Origin of the sequence: Streptomyces daqingensis, from assembly GCF_014645895.1 — a bacterium.
GTDB lineage: Bacteria > Actinomycetota > Actinomycetes > Streptomycetales > Streptomycetaceae > Streptomyces > Streptomyces daqingensis.
On the sequence record NZ_BMMP01000016.1, the window covers coordinates 1 to 22,768 of the forward strand.

The 22,768-nt window shown below is 72.0% G+C and carries 20 protein-coding genes; 6 read left to right on the forward strand and 14 right to left on the reverse strand.

What is annotated here, in order from left to right; genetic code table 11:
* Positions 1 to 135 precede the first annotated feature (135 nt).
* The 3 genes from proC to IEY56_RS22045 all read right to left on the reverse strand — a co-directional run bounded on the left by proC (position 136) and on the right by IEY56_RS22045 (position 2,672).
* Positions 136 to 945 (reverse strand): pyrroline-5-carboxylate reductase, encoded by an 810-nt coding sequence (gene proC, locus IEY56_RS22035; protein WP_189039023.1) that lies wholly within the window; start codon positions 943 to 945, stop codon positions 136 to 138.
* Positions 946 to 1,057: 112 nt separating this feature from the next.
* On the reverse strand, positions 1,058 to 1,795 hold the full coding sequence (locus IEY56_RS22040) for an ABC transporter permease (RefSeq protein WP_189039024.1): 738 nt from the start codon (positions 1,793 to 1,795) through the stop codon (positions 1,058 to 1,060).
* A gap of 67 nt (positions 1,796 to 1,862) precedes the next feature.
* Positions 1,863 to 2,672, reverse strand: a complete 810-nt coding sequence (locus IEY56_RS22045; RefSeq protein ID WP_189039025.1) for an ABC transporter ATP-binding protein — start codon at positions 2,670 to 2,672, stop codon at positions 1,863 to 1,865.
* 724 nt (positions 2,673 to 3,396) lie between these two features.
* Between IEY56_RS22045 and IEY56_RS22050 the strand changes: the two genes are divergently transcribed.
* Positions 3,397 to 4,911, forward strand: a complete 1,515-nt coding sequence (locus IEY56_RS22050) for a SulP family inorganic anion transporter (RefSeq protein WP_229712108.1) — start codon at positions 3,397 to 3,399, stop codon at positions 4,909 to 4,911.
* Between the two features lie 56 nt (positions 4,912 to 4,967).
* Here IEY56_RS22050 and IEY56_RS22055 read toward each other — a convergent pair whose 3' ends face one another.
* The 5 genes from IEY56_RS22055 to IEY56_RS22075 form a co-directional block, all read right to left on the reverse strand.
* A complete protein-coding gene (locus IEY56_RS22055) occupies positions 4,968 to 5,219 on the reverse strand; it encodes a hypothetical protein (RefSeq protein WP_189039147.1) in 252 nt (83 codons plus the stop codon).
* A gap of 254 nt (positions 5,220 to 5,473) precedes the next feature.
* Positions 5,474 to 7,318 (reverse strand): dihydroxy-acid dehydratase, encoded by a 1,845-nt coding sequence (gene ilvD / locus IEY56_RS22060; protein WP_189039028.1) that lies wholly within the window; start codon positions 7,316 to 7,318, stop codon positions 5,474 to 5,476.
* Positions 7,319 to 7,580: 262 nt separating this feature from the next.
* Positions 7,581 to 8,195, reverse strand: a complete 615-nt coding sequence (locus IEY56_RS22065; protein WP_189039030.1) for a TetR/AcrR family transcriptional regulator — start codon at positions 8,193 to 8,195, stop codon at positions 7,581 to 7,583.
* Positions 8,192 to 9,037, reverse strand: coding sequence for a sugar phosphate isomerase/epimerase family protein (locus tag IEY56_RS22070; RefSeq protein ID WP_189039032.1), 846 nt, complete (start codon positions 9,035 to 9,037; stop codon positions 8,192 to 8,194). The genes IEY56_RS22065 and IEY56_RS22070 overlap by 4 nt, the downstream gene beginning before the upstream one ends.
* A gap of 157 nt (positions 9,038 to 9,194) precedes the next feature.
* Positions 9,195 to 10,127: a Ppx/GppA family phosphatase gene (locus IEY56_RS22075; RefSeq protein ID WP_189039033.1), complete on the reverse strand. Its 933-nt coding sequence runs from the start codon at positions 10,125 to 10,127 to the stop codon at positions 9,195 to 9,197.
* Between the two features lie 49 nt (positions 10,128 to 10,176).
* Between IEY56_RS22075 and IEY56_RS28650 the strand changes: the two genes are divergently transcribed.
* Positions 10,177 to 11,310, forward strand: a complete 1,134-nt coding sequence (locus IEY56_RS28650; protein WP_229712109.1) for a DUF3109 family protein — start codon at positions 10,177 to 10,179, stop codon at positions 11,308 to 11,310.
* Positions 11,311 to 11,328: 18 nt separating this feature from the next.
* Here the strand turns inward: IEY56_RS28650 and IEY56_RS22090 are convergent, their stop codons facing one another.
* A complete protein-coding gene (locus IEY56_RS22090) occupies positions 11,329 to 13,281 on the reverse strand; it encodes an RNA polymerase sigma factor (protein ID WP_189039034.1) in 1,953 nt (650 codons plus the stop codon).
* A 272-nt stretch (positions 13,282 to 13,553) separates the two neighbouring features.
* Between IEY56_RS22090 and radA the strand changes: the two genes are divergently transcribed.
* Together radA and disA are read left to right on the forward strand one after the other, a co-directional pair.
* Positions 13,554 to 14,975, forward strand: coding sequence for a DNA repair protein RadA (radA, locus tag IEY56_RS22095; RefSeq protein ID WP_189039035.1), 1,422 nt, complete (start codon positions 13,554 to 13,556; stop codon positions 14,973 to 14,975).
* A gap of 70 nt (positions 14,976 to 15,045) precedes the next feature.
* The gene (gene disA, locus IEY56_RS22100) at positions 15,046 to 16,170 is read left to right on the forward strand and encodes a DNA integrity scanning diadenylate cyclase DisA (protein ID WP_189039036.1); all 1,125 of its coding nucleotides are present in this window, start codon (positions 15,046 to 15,048) and stop codon (positions 16,168 to 16,170) included.
* A 114-nt stretch (positions 16,171 to 16,284) separates the two neighbouring features.
* Here disA and IEY56_RS22105 read toward each other — a convergent pair whose 3' ends face one another.
* Positions 16,285 to 17,133 carry a hypothetical protein gene (locus tag IEY56_RS22105; RefSeq protein WP_189039037.1) on the reverse strand — a complete coding sequence of 283 codons (849 nt, stop codon included), beginning with the start codon at positions 17,131 to 17,133 and terminating at the stop codon, positions 16,285 to 16,287.
* 390 nt (positions 17,134 to 17,523) lie between these two features.
* Here IEY56_RS22105 and IEY56_RS22110 point away from each other — a divergent pair, with 390 nt between their 5' ends.
* Positions 17,524 to 18,477: an iron-sulfur binding domain-containing protein gene (locus tag IEY56_RS22110; RefSeq protein WP_189039038.1), complete on the forward strand. Its 954-nt coding sequence runs from the start codon at positions 17,524 to 17,526 to the stop codon at positions 18,475 to 18,477.
* Here IEY56_RS22110 and IEY56_RS22115 read toward each other — a convergent pair.
* The 3 genes from IEY56_RS22115 to IEY56_RS22125 form a co-directional block, all read right to left on the reverse strand.
* Positions 18,470 to 18,979, reverse strand: a complete 510-nt coding sequence (locus IEY56_RS22115) for a VOC family protein (RefSeq protein ID WP_189039039.1) — start codon at positions 18,977 to 18,979, stop codon at positions 18,470 to 18,472. The genes IEY56_RS22110 and IEY56_RS22115 overlap by 8 nt on opposite strands.
* A gap of 73 nt (positions 18,980 to 19,052) precedes the next feature.
* Complete coding sequence (locus IEY56_RS22120) at positions 19,053 to 19,577, reverse strand: helix-turn-helix domain-containing protein (RefSeq protein ID WP_308424171.1); 525 nt, start codon at positions 19,575 to 19,577, stop codon at positions 19,053 to 19,055.
* A gap of 13 nt (positions 19,578 to 19,590) precedes the next feature.
* Positions 19,591 to 21,246 (reverse strand): MDR family MFS transporter, encoded by a 1,656-nt coding sequence (locus IEY56_RS22125; protein WP_189039040.1) that lies wholly within the window; start codon positions 21,244 to 21,246, stop codon positions 19,591 to 19,593.
* 111 nt (positions 21,247 to 21,357) lie between these two features.
* Here IEY56_RS22125 and IEY56_RS22130 point away from each other — a divergent pair, with 111 nt between their 5' ends.
* Positions 21,358 to 21,921 (forward strand): TetR/AcrR family transcriptional regulator, encoded by a 564-nt coding sequence (locus IEY56_RS22130; protein ID WP_189039041.1) that lies wholly within the window; start codon positions 21,358 to 21,360, stop codon positions 21,919 to 21,921.
* A 58-nt stretch (positions 21,922 to 21,979) separates the two neighbouring features.
* On the opposite strand, the gene IEY56_RS22135 is transcribed toward IEY56_RS22130, so the two are convergent.
* Positions 21,980 to 22,702 carry a M23 family metallopeptidase gene (locus tag IEY56_RS22135; protein ID WP_189039043.1) on the reverse strand — a complete coding sequence of 241 codons (723 nt, stop codon included), beginning with the start codon at positions 22,700 to 22,702 and terminating at the stop codon, positions 21,980 to 21,982.
* Positions 22,703 to 22,768: the final 66 nt, after the last annotated feature.

Sequence of the window (22,768 nt, forward strand, 5' to 3'; positions counted from 1 at the left end):
CCGGGGAGACAAACAAACCCAGAGACTGCCGACGAACGGCAAGAGCGTCACCACAAGCACCACGGCTTCGCGGCAACTGTTCGAGCTTACACCACGGCTGGAGGCGCCCCAAAACAGAGTCCGGTGCCCCCGCTCTCAGCCCTTCCCGGACGCGAGTTCCCTGCTCCGGTCGCGTGCGGCCTCGAGGGCGTCCAGGACGGCGGCCCGCACGCGGTGGTTCTCCAGCTCCCGGATGGCGTTGATCGTCGTGCCCGCGGGGGACGTGACGTTCTCGCGCAGCGTGACGGGGTGGTCTCCGCTGTCGCGCAGCATCGTCGCGGCACCGACGGCGGCCTGCACGATCAGGTCGTGGGCCTTGTCCCGCGGGAGTCCGAGGAGGATGCCGGCGTCCGTCATCGCCTCCACCAGGAAGTAGAAGTACGCCGGGCCGGAGCCGGAGAGGGCGGTGGCGGCGTCCTGCTGGCTCTCGGGGACGCGGAGGGTCTTGCCCACGCCGTTGAAGATCTCCTCGGTCAGCGCCAGATGTGCGTCCGTGGCGTGGGTGCCCGCGGAGACGACGGACATGGCCTCGTCGACCAGCGCGGGAGTGTTCGTCATGACCCGGACGACCGGCGTGCCGGGCTGGAAGCGCTCCTCGAAGAGGGAGGTGGGGATGCCGGCGGCACCGCTGATGATCAGGCGCTCCGCGGGGGTGTGCGGGGCCAGTTCGTCGAGCAGGGGGCGCATGTCCTGCGGTTTGACCGTGAGGATGAGGGTGTCCGCGTTCTTGGCGGCCTCGGTGTTGCTGACGGCCTCGACGCCGTAGCGGTCGCGGAGCTCCTCCGCGCGTTCGGGTCGGCGTGCGGTGACCATGAGACGGGAGGGTGACCAGCCGCCCCGGAGCATGCCGGAGAGCAGTGCCTCACCGATCTTCCCGGTGCCGAGGACGGCGACTTTCTGGGTCATGGAGCGGTTCACCTCGTCCAGTGCGTACACGTGCTCCGTTCATCCTCGCACCGGAGCGGGGGCCGCGGCCGGAGCGTCCGGCTGGTGGATGCCGGCCCCGCCCCGGCCGGGGTCATGCCGTGCGGCGGCGGAGGGTGGCCGCTCCGAGGCAGAGGACGAGGAGGGCCGATCCGCCCACGATGGTGGCGTCGCGTACGAAGTCGCCGGTGGGGTCCGAGTGCTGGAGGACTTCGTTCATGCCCTCGACGGCGTAGGACATCGGAAGCACGTCGGACACGTACTCCAGGACGGGCTGCATGGTCTCGCGCGGCGCGAAGAGGCCGCACAGCAGGATCTGCGGGAAGATCACCGCGGGCATGAACTGGACGACCTGGAACTCCGAGGCCGCGAAGGCGCTGACGAAGAGCCCGAGCGCCGTGCCGAGGATCGCGTCGAGCAGGGCGACGAGGAGCAGCAGCCAGGGTGACCCCGCGAAGTCGAGGTCCAGCAGCCAGACGGCTACGGCCGTCGCGACAGACGCCTGGACGACGGCGAGTACGCCGAAGGCGAGCGCGTAGCCCGCGATCAGGTCGCCCTTGCCGAGCGGCATCGACAGCAGGCGCTCCAGCGTGCCGGACGTGCGTTCGCGCAGGGTCGCGATCGAGGTGACGAGGAACATCGTCACCAGCGGGAAGATGCCGAGCAGGGAGGCCCCGATGCCGTCGAAGGCGCGGCGGTCGGCGTCGAAGACGAAGTAGAGGAGTACGAGGAGCAGTACGGGGACCAGCAGCAGCAGAGCGACGGTGCGGGGGTCGTGGCTGAGCTGGCGGAGTACGCGCCGGGTGGTGGCGAGGGTGCGGGAGAGCTTCATGGCTGGGCTCCGGGCGGAAGGGATCGGGGGAGGGCGGGCAGTGGCCGCGGGCGGCTGGGGCCGCCGGTCACGGGGTGGCGCCTTCGGCCTCGCGGGCCGCGTCGACGAGGTGCAGGAAGGCGTCCTCGACCGAGCCGGTGTGCGTACGGGCGCGCAGGGCGCCGGGGGAATCGGCGGCGAGGAGGCGTCCGGCGCGCATGAGCAGGAGGTTCTGGCAGCGGTCGGCCTCGTCCATGACGTGGGACGAGATCAGGAGGGTGGTGCCCCGTTCGCCTGCGAGGCGGTGGAAGAGGTTCCACAGGTCGCGGCGGAGGACGGGGTCCAGGCCGACGGTGGGTTCGTCGAGGACGAGCAGTTCGGGTGAGCCGAGGAGCGCGACCGCGAGGGAGACGCGGGAGTGCTGGCCGCCGGAGAGGTTGCCGGTGAGGGAGTCGGCGTGCCCGAGCAGGTCGACGTCACGGAGGGCCCGCGTGACCTGCTCGGCCCGTTCGCGGCGGGGGATGCCGAGGACGGCCGCGTAGTAGTCGAGGTTCTGCCGGGCTGTCAGGTCCCCGTAGACCGAGGGGTTCTGGGTGACGTAGCCGACGCGGGAGCGCAGCTGCCTGGCGCCGGCGGGGCGGCCCAGCACGTCGAGGGTGCCGTCGACGTTGGCCTGGGTGCCGACGATCGCACGCATGAGCGTGGACTTGCCGCAGCCGGACGGGCCGAGCAGTCCGGTGACGGTGGCGGGCGCGACTTCGAAGGACAGGTCGTCGATCACTGTGCGGCCGCCACGGACGACGTTGAGGCCGTCTGCCCGGATGGCCGGGCCCTTCTCGGCGGGTGGAGGGGAGGAGCCGGGCGTGCCGGCGGGCCCGGGCCGCTTGTTATTCATCATGTGATGAATTGTGGGGCCGCGACGCGTGGACCGTCAAGAGAGAGGGGCGCCGGCTCGGCGGCAAGACCTGGCCGGTCACGGCGAGGCATGGCGTGAATCCGCCTTCGAGGCATCGCTTTTCACTCACGGTGCATGTGCCGACTTGCAAACGCACCTCGCCGACTGGACACAATGAGGCTTCCTGTACAGCGAGCTCGCCGAGGGAGCTTCGATGCGGCCGAGCAGGCACGCCGGGCGGACACTCATCGCCGCCGTCGCGCTGCTGTTCGCCACGCTCCTGATCGCCGAGACCGCATACGCCCAGGTCGTTCCGGAGATCACTCAGCCCGTCACGTCCGTGTCGCAGCAGATGCCGGCCGCTGCACCGCACTCCGGAACCGGAGAGGACGACTGCCGGCCGCGGCAGACGGCGCGCCACACGGGGCACGCCCCCGCGTCACCCGTACCGCAAGGACAAATGTGCGGTTGCGATTTCCGTACCGGACAGACGCATGTACCGGCGGATCCGGTCACCATGCGTGACGCCTCCCGGGCAGTGAGATCCACAGCCCTGCCACTCATGCACCGGACGTTGCGCTGCTGAGCTGCACGCCGCGCCGACAGGTGTGAGCCAGCTCAGGCAGAAAGCCGTCCACACAGGGCGCCGGTGAGCGCCCTGGCCCCCCATGCAGCGAACGATCCCCGCCCCGCACACGACGTGCGACGAGGCGGGATGGAGGCGTACATGCGTTTCGAACCGAGAACCCGCGGCACTCTGCGGGCCGACATCACCGCGTCACTCGTGGTCTTCCTCGTCGCGGTGCCGCTCTGCGTCGGCGTCGCCGTCGCCTCGGGCGTGCCGGCCGAGCTGGGCCTCATCACGGGGATCGTGGGAGGTCTCGTCACCGGCTTCCTGCCGGGCAGCAGTCTGCAGGTCAGCGGGCCCGCGGCAGGGCTGACCGTACTCGTGTACGAGGCAGTGCAGGCGTACGGGCCGGAAGTGCTCGGCGTGCTCGTACTGCTGGCCGGGGTGCTGCAGCTGGCCATGGGGGCGCTGCGGCTGGGGCGGTGGTTCAGGGCGATCTCCGTCGCGGTGGTGCAGGGCATGCTGGCGGGCATCGGACTCGTCCTGATCGCGGGTCAGGTTTACACGCTCGCCGACGAGGAGGCGCCGGGCACGGGCCTGGGCAAGCTCGCGGGGCTCCCCGCTCTCGCAGGGACGGTGATCGGCTCCGCGACGGCTGCGACCGCCGCCGCGGTGGGCGTGGGAACGATCGCGGTGCTGGTCGTCTGGCCCCGGTGGAAGCCGGTCGCGAAGGTGCTTCCGGCCCCGCTTGCCGCCGTGGCGCTGGCGACGGCGGTGACGGCGCTGCTCGATCTGCCCGTCGCCCGCGTACAGGTGCAGGGCCTGCTGGACGCCGTACGGCCGCCGGAGGCGGAGGACTTCGCCATGCTCGCGTCGTTCGGCATGGCCGCGACAGTGGTGGCGTTCGCGCTGGTGGCGTCCGCGGAGTCGCTGTTCAGTGCCGCCGCCGTCGACAGACTGCACGACGGTCCGCGTACGCAGTACGACAGGGAACTCATCGCACAGGGCACGGGGAACGCCGTGTGCGGTGTTCTCGGAGCGCTGCCCATGACGGCGGTGATCGTGCGCAGTTCGGCGAACGTCGCGGCAGGGGCACGCACCAAGCTGTCCCGTGTGCTGCACGGGGTGTGGCTGCTGCTGTTCGCGGCGGCACTGCCGGCGGCACTCGGGGTGATTCCGGTGGCGGCGCTGGCGGGTGTGCTGATGCACGCGGGCTGGAAGCTGATCCCGCTGCGCGACCTGGTGCCGCTGTGGCGGGAGCACCGGGCGGAGGCCGTGGTGCTGGGCGTCACCGCTGCCGCGATCTTCATCGTGAACATGTTCGAGGGGGTGCTGATCGGGCTGCTGCTCGCGGTGGTGAAGTCCGCCTGGGAGATCTCGCACGTACAGATCGAGACGGACGACGCGGGTCACGGCCGGCCCTTGCGCGTCCGGGTGCTGGGCAACGCCACCTTCCTGCGACTGCCCAAGCTGCTGGACCAGTTGGAGGCGCTCCCCCAGGACCGTCGCGTCGAGCTGAGCCTCGCGGGGCTGCGGCACGTCGACCATGCCTGCGGGATGGCACTGTCCGCGTGGGAGGAGGAGCACAACGCGCGTGCCGGCGCGGCGGCCCCCTCACCGTCGTCGCAGCAGCCGCCCGAGCATCCGGCGGGGGCGGGGCGGGCTCAGGGGTGACGTCCGGCCCGGAACGGAGCGGGACCCGCAGGTGGTACGGCTCGGCGGAGGCCGGGTCAGTCAGCCTCGTGCAGCGCCTTCCGCTCCGTCGCGTCCTTCTGCTGGATGGCGTTGATCGCCCGCCGGGCAGCGGCGAGCTCGTCGATGTTCCGGCGGTGCAACTCGACGTTGTCCTCCAGCAGTTGCGCGTACTTGTGAGCCAGCTGCTTGTACTGCTCCTCGCGCGACGCCAGCATGCGGGCCCGCCAGGTCGCCGCGATCTGCCAGACCAGCACGATCAGGAGTACGAAGACTCCGCCCGTTCCCATCGCCGCAGCCCACACACCGGCGGGGTCCGCGGCGAGGACGATCAGTTCCAGGCTCACAACGCTGCCCTCTCTCCGTCGCGTCCCGCCGCACGCGGGAGGCCCGTACCCGATCCTGCGGGGCCGGGTAGCGGCGGGAAAGACGAAAGCGCGGATGTGCGGGCTCGTTCAGGGTTCTCCCCGACGCCGAGCGTGCGGCGGTCGGGGTCCCCCTCAGGGTGGCGCCGCGGAAGGGCATTCCGCGGCGCTGTCGCGGGCTACTGGCCGCCGAGCTGGGTCAGGTCCCGCACAGCGCCCTTGTCCGCACTGGTCGCCATGGCCGCGTAGGCACGCAGAGCCGTGGAGACCTTGCGCTCGCGGCCGTGCGGGGCGTACGTGCCGTCCAGCGCAGCCCGGCGGGCCGCCAGGACCTCGTCGTCGACCTTCAGCTCGATGGTGCGGTTGGGGATGTCGATGACGATCTGGTCGTCGGTCTCCACGAGCGCGATCGTGCCGCCGCCCGCCGCCTCCGGGGAGACGTGACCGATGGACAGGCCCGAGGTACCGCCCGAGAAGCGCCCGTCGGTGATCAGAGCGCACGCCTTGCCCAGGCCGCGGCCCTTGAGGAAGGACGTCGGGTAGAGCATCTCCTGCATACCGGGGCCGCCCTTGGGGCCCTCGTAGCGGATGACGACGACGTCGCCCTCCTTGACCTGCTTCTTCAGGATGGCGTCGACGGCCTGCTCCTGGGACTCGCAGACGACGGCGGGTCCGGAGAAGGTGAGGATGGACTCGTCGACGCCCGCCGTCTTCACGACGCAGCCGTTCTCCGCGAGGTTGCCGTACAGGACCGCGAGGCCGCCCTCCGTGGAGTAGGCGTGCTCGACGTCACGGATGCAGCCGCCCGCGGCGTCAGTGTCGAGGGAGTCCCAGCGTTCGGACTGCGAGAAGGCCGACGCCGACCGGACGCACCCCGGCGCCGCGTGGAACAGTTCGAGCGCCGTCGCGGACGGCGAACCGCCCCGGACGTCCCAGTTCTTCAGCCAGTCGGCCAGCGACGGGGAGTGCACGCTGTGCACGTCCTCGTTGAGCAGGCCGGCCCGGTACAGCTCGCCGAGGATGGCGGGGATGCCGCCTGCGCGGTGCACGTCCTCCATGTAGTACGTGCCGTTGGGCGCGACCTTCGACAGGCAGGGCAGCGACCGGGACAGCGCGTCGATGTCCGCCATGGAGAAGTCCAGCTCGGCCTCCTGCGCGGCGGCGAGCAGGTGGAGGATGGTGTTGGTCGAGCCGCCCATGGCGATGTCGAGCGCCATGGCGTTCTCGAAGGCGGCGCGGCCGCCGACGTTGCGCGGCAGGACGGTGTCGTCGTCCTGGTCGTAGTAGCGCGTGGCCAGTTCGACGACGGTCCGGCCCGCGTCCTCGTACAGCGCCTTGCGTGCCGTGTGCGTCGCCAGCACGGAGCCGTTGCCCGGCAGGGCCAGGCCCATGGCTTCGGTGAGGCAGTTCATCGAGTTCGCGGTGAACATGCCGGAGCACGATCCGCAGGTGGGACAGGCGCTGTCCTCGATGCGGCGCATGTCCTCGTCCGAGACGCTGTCGTTGGCGGACTCGGCGATGGCGCTGATCAGGTCGAGCTTGCGGACGGTGCCGTTGACGAGCGTCGCCGTACCCGACTCCATCGGCCCGCCGGAGACGAAGACGGTGGGGATGTTGAGCCGCATCGCGGCCATCAGCATGCCCGGCGTGATCTTGTCGCAGTTGGAGATGCAGATCAGGGCGTCCGCGCAGTGTGCCTCCGTCATGTACTCGACGGAGTCCGCGATCAGGTCGCGGGACGGCAGGGAGTAGAGCATGCCGCCGTGGCCCATGGCGATGCCGTCGTCGACCGCGATGGTGTTGAACTCGCGCGGGATGCCGCCCGCCGCCTTGACGGCGTCGCTGACGATCCGCCCCACGGGCTGCAGGTGGGTGTGGCCGGGCACGAACTCGGTGAAGCTGTTGGCCACCGCGATGACCGGCTTGCCGAAGTCCTCACGCGCTACGCCCGATGCCTGCATGAGGGCACGGGCGCCCGCCATGTTGCGGCCGTGGGTGACGGTGCGGGACCTCAGCTCGGGCATGGTGGCACTCCACTTTGTACGGTGCGTGCGCCTCTTGCGGCGTCACACGGGTGTCCGTCCAGTGCGCGCTGCCGGGCTCGTCTCACAGCGGACGCGGCGTCGCGCACAGTGCGCGGGCCGCGATGTGGAGCGGCGAGGGCAGCTCACACGTTTCGTAGGTTCCCGAGAGTACGCCCCGGCGACCGGAATCTGGACCTTCGGACCACATCTTGAGACCGGACGACCGGTCGGTGGGCACTGCGGAGGGGCTCCTCCCGGAGACTCAGCCGGTCAGATGCCTCTGCACCACGGGCCCCAGACGTCCGGCAAGCTCTTCGACCGGCACCGAGGCGATGGGCTCCAGCTTGATGACGTAGCGCAGCAGCGCCGTCCCCACGAGCTGCGCGACGGCCAGCTCGACGCGCAGTTCCGCGTCCGGAGCGCCCAGATTGCCCGCCACGCGCCGCAGCAGGTTGCGCCCGATGAGTCCGCGGAAGATCGCCGCGGCTGTCTCGTTGGCGACGGCGGAACGCATGATCGCCAGCAGCGGGTCCCTCGTGACCGTGTCCTCCCAGATGCCCAGGACGTAGCCGGCGAGCTGCTCGCCCCACTGCTCGCGGCCGCCGGACAGCAGGTCCGGGATGTCCATCGCGGGGGCGAAGGCCCCCTCGACCGCGGCGACGAAGACCTGCTCCTTGGTCCCGAAGTAGTGGTGGACGAGGGCCGAGTCCACCCCGGCTCCCCGCGCGATCGCCCGGACCGACGCCTTGTCGTAGCCGCTCTCCGCGAACTCGGCGCGCGCGGAACTGAGGATCCGGTCGCGGGTGCCGGGCTCGCCGGCGACCTTCTCCGCCGAGGCGGGGCGGCCGCGTCTGCGGCCGGGCCCGGCGGAGCTCACCGGCGCCTCTGCGGAGGCGTGCCGGCGCCGCCCACCGCGGCGGAGGCGAGGTGGAGCCGCGTGTAGGCCAGCGCCTCGGCCAGGTCGGTCTCCCGTTCGGCCGCCGACATGGCGCGTCGGGTGTTGACCTCGACGACGACGTGACCGTCGAAGCCGCTCGCCCCCAGCCGCTCGAGGACCTCGGCGCAGGGCTGCGTGCCACGGCCCGGAACGAGGTGCTCGTCCTTGTTGGAGCCGTTGCCGTCGGCGATGTGCACGTGCCCGAGGCGGTCTCCCATGCGGTCGAGCATGGCGAGCGTGTCCGTGCGCGACGTCGCCGTGTGCGAGAGGTCGATCGTGAAATGGCGGTAGTCGTCCTGGGTGGGGTCCCAGTCGGGGGCGTAGGCCATCATCTCGCGGTCGCGGTACCGCCACGGGAACATGTTCTCGACGGCGAACCGGACGTCCGTCTCACCGGCCATGCGCCAGACGCCGTCGACGAACTCCCGTGCGTAGTTGCGCTGCCAGCGGAAGGGCGGGTGCACGACGACCGTCGACGCTCCGAGGCGCTCGGCCGCGTGCCGGGCCCGCTGAAGCTTCATCCAGGGGTCGGTGGACCAGACCCGCTGCGTGATCAGGAGGCAGGGCGCGTGCACCGCGAGCACGGGGATCTCGTGGAAGTCCGAGAGCCGCCGCAGCGCTTCGATGTCCTGGCTGACCGGGTCGGTCCACACCATGACCTCGACGCCGTCGTAGCCGAGGCGCGCAGCGATTTCGAAGGCCGTCGCCGTGGACTCCGGATAGACGGAGGCCGTGGACAGGGCGACCTTCGCATCGGGGACGCGCACCGCAGGTTGAGCCACAGCAGACAGCCTAAGGCTCCCGCCGAGTGATCAACCGGGCCGCGGTACGCCCCGGCTCTCCCGGCCCGGGCCTGGTCACACCGCCGGTCACCAGGCTTGCCGTGTCCGCTCCGCGCTCCCGGGGCTCCCGGATGCGCCCCGGCGCCCGTGAGCGATCTCACGCCCTCCGGAGGTGGTCGAGCCGACGGAGGATCACACCCTCGCGGAGCGCCCAGGGGCAGATGTCCACCTCCCGCACGCGGAACAGGTCGAGCGCTCCTTCGGCGACGAGCGCGCCGGCCAGCAGCTGACGGGCCCGCCCCTCGGAGACCCCGGGCAGCTCCGCACGCTCCGCCGCGGGCATGGCGGCCAGCCGCGGCACCCACTCCTCCAGCGAGCTGCGGGTCAACTGCCGCTTCACGTACGGGCCTTCGGCGGACCGCGCGGCACCGCCGATACGGGCCAGCTGCCTGAACGTCTTCGACGTGGCCACGACGTGGTCCGGAGGGTTGAACCGGTTGAACTCCCCTGCGACGCGGGCGATCTCGGCACGGACATGGCGGCGGAGCACACGTACGTCGTCCGGCCCGGGCGGGTCGCCGGGCAGCCACGCGCCGGTGAGCCGCCCGGCGCCCAGCGGGAGCGAGACGGCCGCGTCGGGCTCCTCGTCCTGCCCGTACGCGATCTCCAGCGAGCCGCCGCCGATGTCGAGGAGCAGCAACTGGCCGCTGGACCAGCCGAACCACCTGCGAGCCGCCAGGAAAGTGAGACGTGCCTCGTCCTCGCCGGAGAGGACGTCGAGCTTGACGCCGGTCTCGTCGGCGACGCGGGTGAGCACGTGTTCGGCGTTGGCCGCCTCCCGGACCGCGGACGTGGCGAACGGCAGCAGGTCCTCCACGCCCTGGTCCTCGGAGACCTGGACGGCCTCGGCGACGGTCGCGGCGAGCTGGTCGACGCCCTCGGGGCTGATCGCGCCGTCCGCGTCGAGGAGTTCGGCCAGCCGGAGCTCTGCCTTGTGCGAGTAGGCGGGCAGCGGACGCGCGCCGGAGTGCGCGTCGACGACGAGGAGGTGGACCGTGTTCGAGCCCACGTCGAGGACACCGAGTCTCATGCAGAGCACGCTAGCCGTATCCGCGGAGAGCGCGGTTACGCTGGGGCACGTGGGAAAGACGAAAGCGGCGAAGCTCCAGAAGCAGGACGAGGCGGATGATATGGGACACGAGGTGCAGGCACCCTCACCGGCACCATCCGCCGCGGAGGCAGCGGATCACCGGGCCCCCGTCCCGGAAGGGGCCGCGTCGCCGGGCGCCGGGCAGCACCCCGCCGGGCCCCGGGCCGAGGAGGTCTCCCTCGACTTCCCGCGTGCCTGGGTCGAGTTCCCCGACCCGGCCGACGCGGAGCAGGTCTTCCGCTGCGACCTGACCTGGCTCACCTCGCGCTGGAACTGCGTCTTCGGACAGGGCTGCCAGGGAATCCGGCCCGGCCGGGCCACCGACGGCTGCTGCACGCTCGGCGCGCACTTCTCCGACGAGGACGACGAGAAGCGCGTCGCCTCGCACGTGGCCCGGCTCACCCCGGAGACCTGGCAGTACCACGACGTCGGCATGGCCACGGGATGGGTGCAGGAGGCGGCGGACGCCGAAGACGACGACGATGGTGTCGAGGACGCGGCCGGCGAGGCCGACGTCGACGTGAACGGCGGTGAAGTCGTCGGCTACGAGGGGGAGTCGGAGCAGTCCGACGGCGGCGCCGACGAGGTGGACGACGACTTCGAAGAAGACGTGGACGAAGACGGGGACGAGGAAGAAGACGAGGGCCCGGAGCGGCAGACCCGCCGCATCGACGGTGCCTGCATCTTCCACAACCGCCCCGGGTTCGCGGGCGGTCAGGGCTGCGCGCTGCACATGCTGGCCCTCCGCGAGGGCAGGGAGCCGCTGGAGACCAAGCCGGACGTCTGCTGGCAGCTGCCGATCCGCCGCACGTTCGAGTGGGTGGAACGCCCCGACGGCGAGCAGGTGCTGGTCGTCTCGATCGGCGAGTACGACAGGCGGGGCTGGGGCTCCGGCGGGCACGACCTGCACTGGTGGTGCACGTCGGCGCCGTCCGCCCACGGAGCGGGGAAACCGGTGTACGAGTCGTACAAGCCGGAGTTGACCGAGCTGATGGGTGAGCAGGGATACGAACGGCTGGCCGAGCTGTGCGAGCAGCGGATCGCTACCGCTGCCGCCCCGTCGGGATTCCGCGCCCTGCCGCTGCTCGCCCCGCACCCTGCCGACCCCGCCACCCCCAACTGACCGGCCAGGCGCGCGAGTTCACTCCGGCGGCGTGGTCGGGTCCTCGGGCGGGGGCGGCTCCGAGGGCGGCGGAGTCGTCGGATCCTCGGACGGCGGCGGTTCGGAAGGCGGCGGAGTCGTCGGATCCTCGGACGGCGGGTCGCTCGGCGGTGTCGGGCTCGAACCGCGGCCCTGGATCGTGACGACCGCGCCCGACGGCGCCACCCGGAGGTTCGCCGACCAGGCACGGGACGGTTCCCGGCCGCGGATTACCGACACCCGGACCGTCGTGCTCTGCCCGGGGCGGAGCACGCCGCTCGTGTCGCTGAACGCGAGCCACGAGGCGCCGCCCGACAGCGACCAGCGCACCGGTGAACTGCCGCCCGCCGTCAGCCGGATGAGCGTCGCTCCGTTCACCGACCGGGCGGCGACACGGAGGGCGCCCGCCCGGTCGCCGTCCTTCCCGTCCTTGCCGTCCCCGTCCTTCTTGCCGCGCGAACGGTCGTCGTCCTCACGGGAGTCGGCTCCGGAGCGGCCGCGCCTGTGCCCGTCGTGCGCCTTCCGGTCCTGTGCCGCGTTCTCGTACGGCTGGGCCCTGAGCGAGGAGTCCTCGTCCTGCTCGGAGGCGGAGATGCCCGAGCCGTCCGACTCCCCGGTCATGGGCGCACCGCGGTAGGCCGCCCACAGGGCGAGCACCGGCGCGGCGACGACCGTGGCGACGACCGTGGTCGTCACGGCCCGGCTGCGCAGCCGGTCGCGGCGCGCACTCCGGTCCTTCACCTCGACGGGGAACCCCGTCTTGTCGAAACGCGGCGTGCGGCGGGCGCGCGCCCGGCGCACCGCGAGCACGGCGGCCTCGATCGCCGGCCTCGGCGCTTCGAGCACGGCGAGCACGGCGGTCCCTGCCGGCGCGGTGCCCGGCCACGACACCCCGGCCATCGCACGCTCGGCGGCCCGCCTGCAGTGCGTGCATTCGTCGACGTGCCGGACGAGTTCGCGCCGGAAGGCCGGGCCGAGCAGCAGCTGGTCCTCTCCGGCGAGGCCGGCGACGGCGGCGCAGCCGCCCGATTTCACGACGGCGAGCGCCGCACGTGTCCGCTCCACCTCGCAGGCCGCCTGCGAGAGCAGCACGCTCGCGGCCTCCGTGGTCAGGGAGAGGACGGCCGCGACCTCCGGTGCGGGCAGGCCGTGCCGTACGGCGAGTTCGAGCGCCTCGCGCTGCTCGGGTGTGGTGCCCGCGGCCTCCGGCCAGGCCAGCGCGGCGAGTTCACGCCGGCGCTGGGTACGGGCGGCCTCCGAGAGGTGGGCCGCGGTGGCGGGGACGCCCGGGCCGCGGCCGTGCCGCCCCCCGGCGGACTCCTTCCCGGCCTGCTCCGCGAGGCGGCGCAGGCAGACCCAGCGCGCCAGCGCGTACAGCCAGGGGCGGTGCAGGGCTCGACGGGAGGGGCCGCGTTCCTTCTCGTGCTGCCGCTCGGCGAGGACGAGCGCCTCTCCGAGGGCGCTCGTCGCCGCGTCGTGCTCGCACATGACGGACAGGCAGTACGTGAACAGGCCGTCCAGGTACGGCTCGTAGCGGCTCATGCCGCGCTCCTCGACCGCGGTCGCCGGGCCGGAGGCCGCCATGGACGGGGCGGACGGCACGCCCTCGGTGCCGGCTGCCGTATCGGGAACGCCGGTGGCCGCCCGGACTTCCACGGCCGCCGAGGCGCCGGACGCGGCGCGCCCGGCGGCGAACGCGGGGGCGCCACCGGCGGCGCCGCGGCCGGGCGCCGCGAAGGAGCGTCCGGGTGCGGAGGATGTCGAACCTGCCGCCGTCGGCGAGCCGTTCGCGGAGTTGACGCCTTCGGTGCCCGCCGTCACGGACTTCGCCGAGGCTCCGGTCCTGCTGAAGACCCTTGGCTGGCCGGAGCTCTGGTGCTGCTTCGGCCGCCGCCTCCAGTGCGCACGGTGGGCACCGGTGGCGTGCGTGGAGTGGTCGCGCCTGCTGCTCATCCGGTGACGGTAGGCGGGCGGCATACCCCATGAGGACCCAGTAGCCCACCTTTAATCCTTACGGGTGACCATCTCCCTCGAAAGGGGACGAGGTGCACGTCAACTCCCGTACCCGGCACCACTCTTCGGTGTCGCGGCCGCACCTCCGGCACCGGCCGCGGGCGCACGCGGCACCCCGCCGCTCCCCGCCGGGCAGCTCCGCCACGCGCCCCCGCCGCCCGACGGTGCCCGGCCGGAACCGGCCTGTCGGCGCCGGCGGCTACGGTGCATGCATGGCTGCCCGCAAATCCTCCGGCAAGGACCGACCCGCCTACCGCTGCGCCGAGTGCGGCTGGCAGACGGCGAAATGGCTCGGCCGCTGCCCCGAGTGCCATGCGTGGGGCACGGTCGAGGAGGTGGGCGGGTCCCCCGCGGTGCGCACCACGGCGCCCGGCCGCGTGTCGGCCCCCGCGCTCCCCATCGGCCAGGTCGACGGCACGCAGGCGACGGCACGTAGCACCGGTGTCGACGAGCTCGACCGTGTACTCGGCGGCGGCCTCGTGCCCGGCGCGGTGGTCCTGGTCGCGGGGGAGCCCGGAGTGGGCAAGTCGACGCTGCTGCTGGACGTGGCGGCGAAGGCGTCCGGCCCCGAGCACAGGACGCTGTATGTCACCGGAGAGGAGTCCGCGGGCCAGGTGCGGCTGCGGGCGGACCGCATCGGCGCCCTCGGCGACCATCTCTTCCTCGCCGCCGAGACGGACCTGTCCGCCGTCCTCGGGCATCTGGACGAGGTGAAGCCCAGCCTGCTCGTCATGGACTCCGTCCAGACCGTCGCCTCGCCCGAGCTGGACGGCGCGCCGGGCGGCGTCGCACAGGTGCGGGAGGTGGCGGGCGCCCTCATCCGCGCCTCGAAGGAGCGGGGGATGTCCACGCTCCTCGTAGGTCACGTCACCAAGGACGGCTCCATCGCCGGGCCCCGGCTGCTGGAGCACCTCGTCGACGTCGTGCTGCACTTCGAGGGGGACAGGCACGCGCGCCTGCGCCTCGTGCGGGGCGTGAAGAACCGGTACGGCGCGACGGACGAGGTCGGCTGCTTCGAACTGCACGACGAAGGCATCACCGGGCTCGCCGATCCGTCGGGGCTCTTCCTCACTCGCCGGGCGGAGCCCGTACCGGGCACCTGCCTCACCGTGACGCTGGAGGGGCGCAGGCCGCTGGTGGCGGAGGTGCAGGCCCTCACCGTCGACAGCCAGATCCCCTCGCCCCGGCGCACGACCTCGGGCCTCGAGACGTCGCGGGTCTCGATGATGCTGGCCGTTCTCGAACAGCGCGGACGCATCAGCGCGCTGGGCAAGCGGGACATCTACAGCGCGACGGTGGGCGGCGTGAAGCTGTCGGAGCCGGCCGCGGACCTCGCTGTGGCCCTGGCGCTCGCCAGCGCAGCCAGCGACACCCCGCTCCCGAAGAACCTGGTGGCCGTCGGCGAAGTGGGCCTCGCCGGCGAGGTACGCCGTGTCACCGGTGTGCAGCGCCGGCTCGCAGAGGCCGCCCGCCTCGGATTCACGCACGCTCTCGTGCCCGCCGATCCCGGGAGGATTCCCCCGGGAATGCGCGTCCGGGAGGTCGCCGACATAGGGGAGGCACTCGCGGTACTGCCTGCCCGCGCCACGAGACCTGGCAAGATCGAGTCCGGAGCCGCCGAACCGGCGCAGTAGGGCGCCGCGCACGCCGCCGGTAGACTTTGCCCCGGTCTCGCCCGTACGTACGCACGACCGAAGGAGTGCTGTGGCAGCCAACGACCGGGCAGCACCTCCCGGCAAAACCGGCGGGGGATCCGGTGCCGAGGGCCTGATGCGCGCCACACTGAGCGCGGTCGCGCCCGGCACGGCCCTGCGCGACGGCCTTGAGCGGGTCCTGCGGGGCAACACCGGCGGACTGATCCTCCTCGGCATGGACAAGAACGTCGAGCCGCTGTGCACCGGCGGATTCGTCCTCGACGTCGACTTCACAGCCACGCGCCTGCGCGAGCTGTGCAAGCTCGACGGCGCGCTCATCATCGACCGCGACATCACCAAGATCGTGCGCGCCGGGGTGCAGTTGGTGCCGGACGCCTCGATCCCCACCGAGGAGACGGGCACCCGGCACCGCACCGCGCAGCGGGTGTCGATCCAGACCGGGTACCCGGTGGTCTCCGTCAGCCAGTCGATGCGGCTGATCGCGCTCTACGTCGACGGCCAGCGGCGCGTCCTGGAGGATTCGGCGGCGATCCTCTCCCGCGCGAACCAGGCCCTGGCCACGCTGGAGCGGTACAAACTCCGGCTCGACGAGGTCGCGGGCACGCTCTCCGCGCTGGAGATCGAGGACCTCGTGACGGTGCGGGACGTCTCGGCGGTCGCGCAGCGGCTGGAGATGGTGCGCCGCATCGCCACCGAGATCGCCGAGTACGTCGTGGAGCTGGGCACGGACGGACGCCTTCTCTCGCTCCAGCTCGACGAGTTGATCGCGGGCGTCGAGCCCGAACGCGACCTGGTCGCGCGGGACTACGTGCCGGAACCGAGCGGACGCCGCTCCCGCACGGTCGCCGAAGCGCTCAACGAGCTGGACCGGCTCAGCCACAGCGAGCTTCTCGAACTCCCCACGGTGGCAAGGGCGTTGGGCTACAGCGGCGCCCCCGAGACCTTGGACTCCGCGGTCTCGCCCCGTGGCTACCGGCTGCTGGCGAAGGTGCCGAGGCTGCCGGGCACGGTCATCGAGCGGCTGGTCGAGCACTTCGGCGGCCTGCAGAAGCTGCTCGCCGCGAGCGTCGACGATCTCCAGACGGTGGACGGCGTGGGCGAGGCCCGAGCCCGGTCCGTCCGCGAGGGGCTCTCCCGGCTGGCCGAGTCCAGCATTCTGGAGCGGTACGTCTGAGGCGCCGGCGGGGGCTGCACACGCTCGCGCAGCCGCATGTCATGCGGGCGGCCGGGCCCGGCCCTGCCCCTGAGGGCGCGTGTTCCGGAGGCCCCTGACGGCTTCCGCAGCCGGTCAGTCCTTCAGTTCGAAGGACGCGTCGACCTTCTCGACGCCTTCGAGATCGACCTCGATCTCGTACTTCCCCGGCGTCACCGATCCGGCGGGCGGCGTCCCGCACCCGGCCGAGCTGGGCTTCCGGTACCAGGTGAAGGTGTGCGTCGCGCTGCCGCTGCCGGGCAGCTGGAAGAGGGCCGGCTTCGCCTTCCGCACGCAGTCGTCCGACGCCCAGACCTTCTTGTCGTCGGCGTCCTTGACCGTCACCACCGCGGCCTTACGGCCGAGGTCGAGCTTGCAGGCCGTGCCCCGCTTGTTCTTGACGGTCAGTTCGAATCGGGGCTTCTCCCCCGCCGCGTAGTCCTTGTGCACGGTGCGCAAGGACACCGTGACGTCAGAGCCCTTGCAGCCGGGCAGTTCGGAGCCGGGGGGCACCGCGGCACCGCCGCCCGAGCCGGTGGAGCCACCGCCCGCGCTGTCGCCGCCGTCCGAACCGCCGGAGCCGCTTCCTCCGGGCTCCCAGCCGGAGCCGCCGCCGTCCGCGCCACCGCCGGAAGCGTCGTCTCCGGCCTCGCCTCCGCCGTCCTCTCCTGAGCCGCCGTCGGATTTCCCGCCCTCGTCCGACTCGTCGCGGCCGCCCGGGCGTTCGCCGACCGTGGGCCCCGGATCGGTCGGGCCCGGCCCGATGCTGCTGGCCGGTCCCTTGCCGCCGCCGCCCTTGCCTTCGTCGTGGGAGTCGCGTCCGCCCAGCCCGAGGGCCCAGACGGCGAGCAGAACCAGCAGCGCGAGGATGACAACAGCAACTGCCCTTCGCCGCCAGTAGATGGAGGAAGGGAGCGGTCCGATCGGATTACGCAGAGATCCCACGCGCAAACCTTACGAGACAACGCGGACCCTGCAGACCTTGCCCAGTGCACGATGAGGCAACTTTTATGATGAACGACCGCACCGCGGAACGCCGCTGCTGAATTCCCCGCGCTCAGCGGGCCGATGGCCGGCCCGGAGGCCGGGAGGGCAGACCCTCCTGCGCGGACCGCACCCCGGAAACCGTGGCTCGCCCGACCGAGGACACGCCCGGCCCGGAGGCGTTCCGGCTCCGTCCCGCGATCTGGCGTCCGGGGCGCCCCACTTGGCACCCGCCGCCCCCAACAGGCGCAAGGGGTAAGCGCGCCACGGCGCGAAGAGTCTCAACCGACCGGCCGCCGCCTGTGCGTCGCGTTTCCCGGGCGCGTGCCCACATGTCAGGATCGTCCTGCCATGACTGCGACCACCGAGACTGCACGCACCCCCGAGCCTGAGCGCGAGTCGGCGACCGCCGACGACTCCGTCGCGCGCACCGCTCGCGCCCTCCACTCCCCCGTCGTCGACTGGTTCACCGCACACGCCCGTGACCTTCCCTGGCGCCGCCCCGAGGCGGGCGCGTGGGGAGTGATGGTCAGCGAGTTCATGCTCCAGCAGACACCCGTGAACCGGGTCCTGCCCGTGTACGAGCAGTGGCTGCGCCGCTGGCCGCGCCCCGCCGACCTCGCCGCCGAGCCCCCGGGCGAGGCGGTACGCGCATGGGGCCGGCTCGGCTACCCGCGGCGGGCACTCCGCCTGCACGGCGCCGCGGCCGCCATAGCGGAACGGCACGGCGGCGACGTTCCGCGTGAGCACGCGCAGCTGCTCGCCCTGCCCGGCGTCGGCGAGTACACGGCCGCCGCCGTCGCCTCGTTCGCCTACGGACAGCGGCACGCCGTCCTCGACACCAACGTGCGCCGGGTCTTCGCGCGCGCGGTGAACGGCAAGCAGTACCCGCCGAACGCCACCACCGCCGCCGAGCGCAAGCTCGCCCGCGCCCTGCTCCCCGAGGACGAGGCGACGGCCGCGCGCTGGGCCGCCGCCACCATGGAGCTCGGAGCCCTGGTGTGCACGGCGCGCACCCCGGCGTGCGGGCAGTGCCCCATCGCCCGCCAGTGCGCCTGGCAGCTCGCGGGCGCACCGGAGCACGTGGGACCCGCCCGTCGCACGCAGACCTACGCGGGGACGGACCGCCAGGTACGCGGAAAGCTGCTGGCGGTACTCCGCGAGGCTGTCAATCCCGTGCCGCAGGCCGTCCTCGACCGGGTCTGGAACGACTCCGTGCAACGCGCCCGGGCGCTGGACGGGCTCGTGGCGGACGGGCTCGTCGAACCCTTGCCGGGCGGGGTCTACCGGCTGCCGCTCAACTGACCTCGCCGGTGCCGCCGGCGCCACCGGGCGCGGCGGCACCGTCCGCCTCGTCCTCGACGCAGCCGCTCCAGGGCTTGCTCATGTCGAGGTCGTCCCGGTCCCACCGCTGGGTGAGCGAATACCAGTTGCCCGAGGGGTCGCGGAAGAGCGCTTCGATGCCGTACGGGCGCTCCTGCGGTTCCTGGACGAACTCGACGCCCTTCGCCTTGAGTTCGGCGTACGTGCCCCGGCAGTCGTCGGTGGCGAACGCGCCGGCGCCCAGGACGCCCTTGTTGACCAGGGTCAGGACGGCCTCCCGCGACTCCGGGTCGAGGCCCGGGCCGTCGGGGCGCATCAGTGTGAGCTGGACGTCCGGCTGGCCGGGCGGGCTGACGGTGACCCACCGCATGTCGCCCATGTTCATGTCGGTGCGCTCCGTGAAGCCGAGCGTCTCCACGAAGAACTTCTTGTCCCGCTCCTGGTCGGTCGACCAGACGGTGGCGATCGCCAGACTCTTGATCACTGCGGCCTCCGGGTGTGTGACGGTGAAGGCGGGGGGCGCTGACGCCGCGCTCCGCCGCTTGTGAATCACCATGTCAGGCCCGCTCGCGGCCGGCTTCTCCGTTGTTGCGCTCTTCGGCACCCGCCGCACCCGGTCCGCCGCCGGGCCCGCCCTCCGCGGCGCCCGGCGCCTCCGCCCCACCGGGCCCCGCGGCCGTCCTGAAGCCGCCGGTGAAGAGCATCGCGTAACACCCGGGGATCATTGCGGCGGCCCGGTGCGCGTGACGCTGCCTGTACTCGCTGGGGCTCGTGCCCGTCTGCTTCTTGAAGCGCGCCGAGAAGGTGCCGAGGCTCGTGAAGCCCACCGCCATGCAGATCTCGGTGACCGTGAGATCCGCGCACCGCAGCAGCTCCTCGGCACGCTCGGTGCGGCGGCGGCTGAGGTACTGCCCCGGCGACTCCCCGTACGTCTCCTTGAACGCGCGCACGAAGTGGTAGCGCGAATACCCGGCGCGCGCCGCGACCGCGTCCAGGTCGAGGGCGGGATCGGCCCAGTCGCGGTCCATGGCGTCCTTGGCGAGGCGCATCGCGCGCAGCCGGGCCATGCCGGGGCTGTTCATGCCCGCAAGGTTGTCACACGGGGGTGACACTCCCCGAGGGTTCGGACGAGGGCTCGGCCTGCTCCGGCTCCGTCTCGCCGCCCTTGAGCGGCACCTCCTTGATCCACCAGGAGGCGGCGAAGCAGATCAGGGCGGTGGCGGCGGCGATGAGGAAGACGGTGTGCGTGCCGTCGGCGACGGCGTGCTCGTAGATCTCCCGTACGGAGGCGGGCAGCCGCTCCAGCGAGGCGGCGTCCAGCTGGGCGGGCACCTCGCCGCCGGCACCGGCGGGGGCGCCGGCGGCAGCGGCCTTCTCCGTCATCGTCTCCCGCACGCGGTCCGCGAAGAGGGTGCCCATCAGGGCGACGCCGAACGAGCCGCCGATCGTACGGAAGAGCGTGGTGGTGGACGACGCGACGCCTATGTCCTTCAGGTCGACGCTGTTCTGCGCGATGAGCATCGTCAGCTGCATCAGGAAGCCCATGCCGGCGCCGAGGACGACCATGTAGAGCGCCGAGGTGGTGCGGCTGGTGCCGACGTCCATCTGCGCCAGCAGGTAGAGGCCGGCGGGGATGAGCGCGGAGCCGATGATCGGGTACGCCCGGTACCTGCCCGTACGGGTGGTGGCACGCCCGGTGACGACGGAGACGACCATCATCGGCAGCAGCACGGGCAGGAGCAGCAGCCCCGAGTTGGTGGCGGAGGCGCCCTGGACGCTCTGCTGGTAGAGGGGCAGGAAGGTCATGGCGCCGAACATGACGAAGCCGAGCAGGAACCCGATGAGGGTGACGAGCGAGAAGTTGCGGCTGCGGAAGACGCCCAGCGGCAGCACCGGTTCGGACGCGCGGCGCTCCACCAGCAGGAATCCGGCGACGGACGCCGCGGCCAGCCCTCCGAGCCCGAGGATCATGCCCGACGACCAGTCGTACTCCGTCCCTCCCCAGCTGGTGACCAGGACGGCCGCGGTGATCCCCACGGTCAGCAGGGCGGCGCCCGCGTAGTCGATCCGTCCCTGGGAGCGGTGCCGGGGCAGGTGCAGCAGGGTGGTGACGAGCGTGAGGGCGATCGCTCCGAGCGGGATGTTGATGTAGAAGGCCCAGCGCCAGCCGAGGTGGTCGGTGAGGGTTCCGCCGACGAGCGGCCCGCCGATCATGGCGAACGACATCACCCCGGCCATCATGCCCATGTACTTGCCGCGCTCGCGGGGCGGTACGAGCTCGCCCATGATCGCCATCGCGCCGACCATGAGGCCGCCCGCGCCGAGCCCCTGCAAGGCGCGGAAGCCGATGAGCTGGGACATGGTCTGCGCGGCCCCCGAGGTGACGGAGCCGGCGAGGAAGATCAGGATCGAGGTGAGGAAGACGCCCTTGCGCCCGTACATGTCGCCGATCTTTCCCCAGAGCGGGGTGGAGGCGGCTGTCGTGAGGGTGTAGGCGGTCACGACCCAGGAGAGGTGCTCCAGGCCGCCGAGCTCTCCGACGATGGTCGGCATGGCGGTGCCGACGATCATGTTGTCGAGCATCGCCAGCATGATGGCGATCATCAGGGCGAAGACAGCCAGCCCCGTGCTGCGGGAGCCCGTCTCCGGCCCGGTGTCCTCGCCCTTGTGCGGTGCCGCGGTGCCCTCGCTGCCGCCCCCGCGGCCGTGCTCGCCGCCTTCCGAGGCGCGCGGCTCCCCGTCCGTCACCATGAGACCCCCCGTTTCGTTTACTTGCCGCCCGGCTAGTTGCCTACGATGGGCACGGTAGGACGGTCGCTAGCCGGGCGTCAAGTAAGTTTCTGGGACGAGAGGCCGAGGCTGATGAGCAGGGGCAACACGCGGCAGCGCATCCAGGACGTCGCCCTGGAACTGTTCGCGCAACGCGGTTACGAGAAGACCTCGCTCCGTGAGATCGCCGAGCACCTCGACGTGACGAAAGCGGCCCTCTACTACCACTTCAAGAGCAAGGAGGACATCGTCGTCAGCCTCTTCCAGGACCTGGCGGAGCCCTGCGACGAGCTGGTGGCATGGGCGGAGCAGCAGCGCCCGGCCACCCTGGAGGTGAAGCTGGAGGTGCTGCGGCGCTACAGCGAGGCCCTGTTCAAGGCCGCCCCGCTCTTCCGGTTCATACAGGAGAACCAGGCGACGATGCGCGAGCTCAGCATCGGCGAGACCTTCAAGGAGAGGGTGCGCACCCTGGTGGACGTGCTGCAGATCCCGGACGCGCCGCTGACCGATCAAGTGCGCTGCTCCGCAGCCGTGTTCACCATCCACACGGGGATGTTCAGCCTGCAGGAGACCGAAGGCGACCCCGAGGACAAGCGGAAAGCCGTCCTCGAGGTCGCCCAGGAGCTGGTGACCACGGCGCACCGCGACCGCGGCTGACACCCGGCTCCGCGGAGTGGGCCTGAGGGTGCCCGGCCCGCGGAGCGGACGGGCGGGGTCAGACCTTGACGCCGTGGGAGCGCATCGCGTCGACCGGGTCCTTGCCGGAGCCGTACTCGGCGGTGTTGCGGATCTCGAAGTGCAGGTGCGGGCCCGAGGAGTTGCCGGTGGAGCCCGACAGGCCGATCTTCTGGCCGGTCTGCACCTTCTGACCAGGCTTGACGTTCACCTTCGAGAGGTGGGCGTACTGCGAGTACGTGTTGTCGTCGTGCTTGATCACGATCGCGTTGCCGTACGAAGAGCCGTCGCCCGCACCGTTGGGGCCGGCCTTGACGACGGTGCCGCCGTGCACTGCCTTGACGGGGGTGCCGGTCGGCACGGCGAAGTCCTGACCCGAGTGCTTCTGGGCCCAGCGTCCGCCGCTGTTGCCGTAGCCGGCGCTCAGCTCGTACTTGCCGGACACGGGCTTGGTCCAGGAGTTGGCCTTCTTCGAAGCGGCGGGGCGCTCGGCGCTACGTGACGCCTTGCCGTCCCCGGCACGCTCGGCCGCCTTCTTCTGGGCCTCCGCCGCCTTGGTCTGCTGGTCGGCCTGGGCCCGCGCGGAGTCCGCGAGCAGGGACGCGGTCTTTGACGCGAAGACGTCGCCCTGCTCGGAAGAGTGGGCGGCAACCGCCGAGCCCGCACCCAGCACCAGCGACGCACCGACACCGGCCGCTATTACCGCGGACCTGGCACGAGCACGGCCGAAGGGCTTGCGCGCGTTCTTGGGGGTCTTCGACATACGGGTACTACCTCCGAATGGCTTGGGGGGACCCCGAGCCGTGGGACCTCGGGGGGACAAAACATT

Excerpts from the sequence above, each read along its gene's own strand:
- proC (WP_189039023.1), bottom strand. The coding sequence starts at position 945 with ATGACCCAGAAAGTCGCCGTCCTCGGCACCGGGAAGATCGGTGAGGCA.
- IEY56_RS22040 (WP_189039024.1), bottom strand. The coding sequence starts at position 1,795 with ATGAAGCTCTCCCGCACCCTCGCCACCACCCGGCGCGTACTCCGCCAG.
- IEY56_RS22045 (WP_189039025.1), bottom strand. The coding sequence starts at position 2,672 with ATGATGAATAACAAGCGGCCCGGGCCCGCCGGCACGCCCGGCTCCTCC.
- IEY56_RS22050 (WP_229712108.1), top strand. The coding sequence starts at position 3,397 with ATGCGTTTCGAACCGAGAACCCGCGGCACTCTGCGGGCCGACATCACC.
- IEY56_RS22055 (WP_189039147.1), bottom strand. The coding sequence starts at position 5,219 with ATGGGAACGGGCGGAGTCTTCGTACTCCTGATCGTGCTGGTCTGGCAG.
- ilvD (WP_189039028.1), bottom strand. The coding sequence starts at position 7,318 with ATGCCCGAGCTGAGGTCCCGCACCGTCACCCACGGCCGCAACATGGCG.
- IEY56_RS22075 (WP_189039033.1), bottom strand. The coding sequence starts at position 10,127 with ATGAGACTCGGTGTCCTCGACGTGGGCTCGAACACGGTCCACCTCCTC.
- IEY56_RS22090 (WP_189039034.1), bottom strand. The coding sequence starts at position 13,281 with ATGAGCAGCAGGCGCGACCACTCCACGCACGCCACCGGTGCCCACCGT.
- radA (WP_189039035.1), top strand. The coding sequence starts at position 13,554 with ATGGCTGCCCGCAAATCCTCCGGCAAGGACCGACCCGCCTACCGCTGC.
- IEY56_RS22110 (WP_189039038.1), top strand. The coding sequence starts at position 17,524 with ATGACTGCGACCACCGAGACTGCACGCACCCCCGAGCCTGAGCGCGAG.
- IEY56_RS22120 (WP_308424171.1), bottom strand. The coding sequence starts at position 19,577 with ATGAACAGCCCCGGCATGGCCCGGCTGCGCGCGATGCGCCTCGCCAAG.
- IEY56_RS22125 (WP_189039040.1), bottom strand. The coding sequence starts at position 21,246 with ATGGTGACGGACGGGGAGCCGCGCGCCTCGGAAGGCGGCGAGCACGGC.
- IEY56_RS22130 (WP_189039041.1), top strand. The coding sequence starts at position 21,358 with ATGAGCAGGGGCAACACGCGGCAGCGCATCCAGGACGTCGCCCTGGAA.
- IEY56_RS22135 (WP_189039043.1), bottom strand. The coding sequence starts at position 22,702 with ATGTCGAAGACCCCCAAGAACGCGCGCAAGCCCTTCGGCCGTGCTCGT.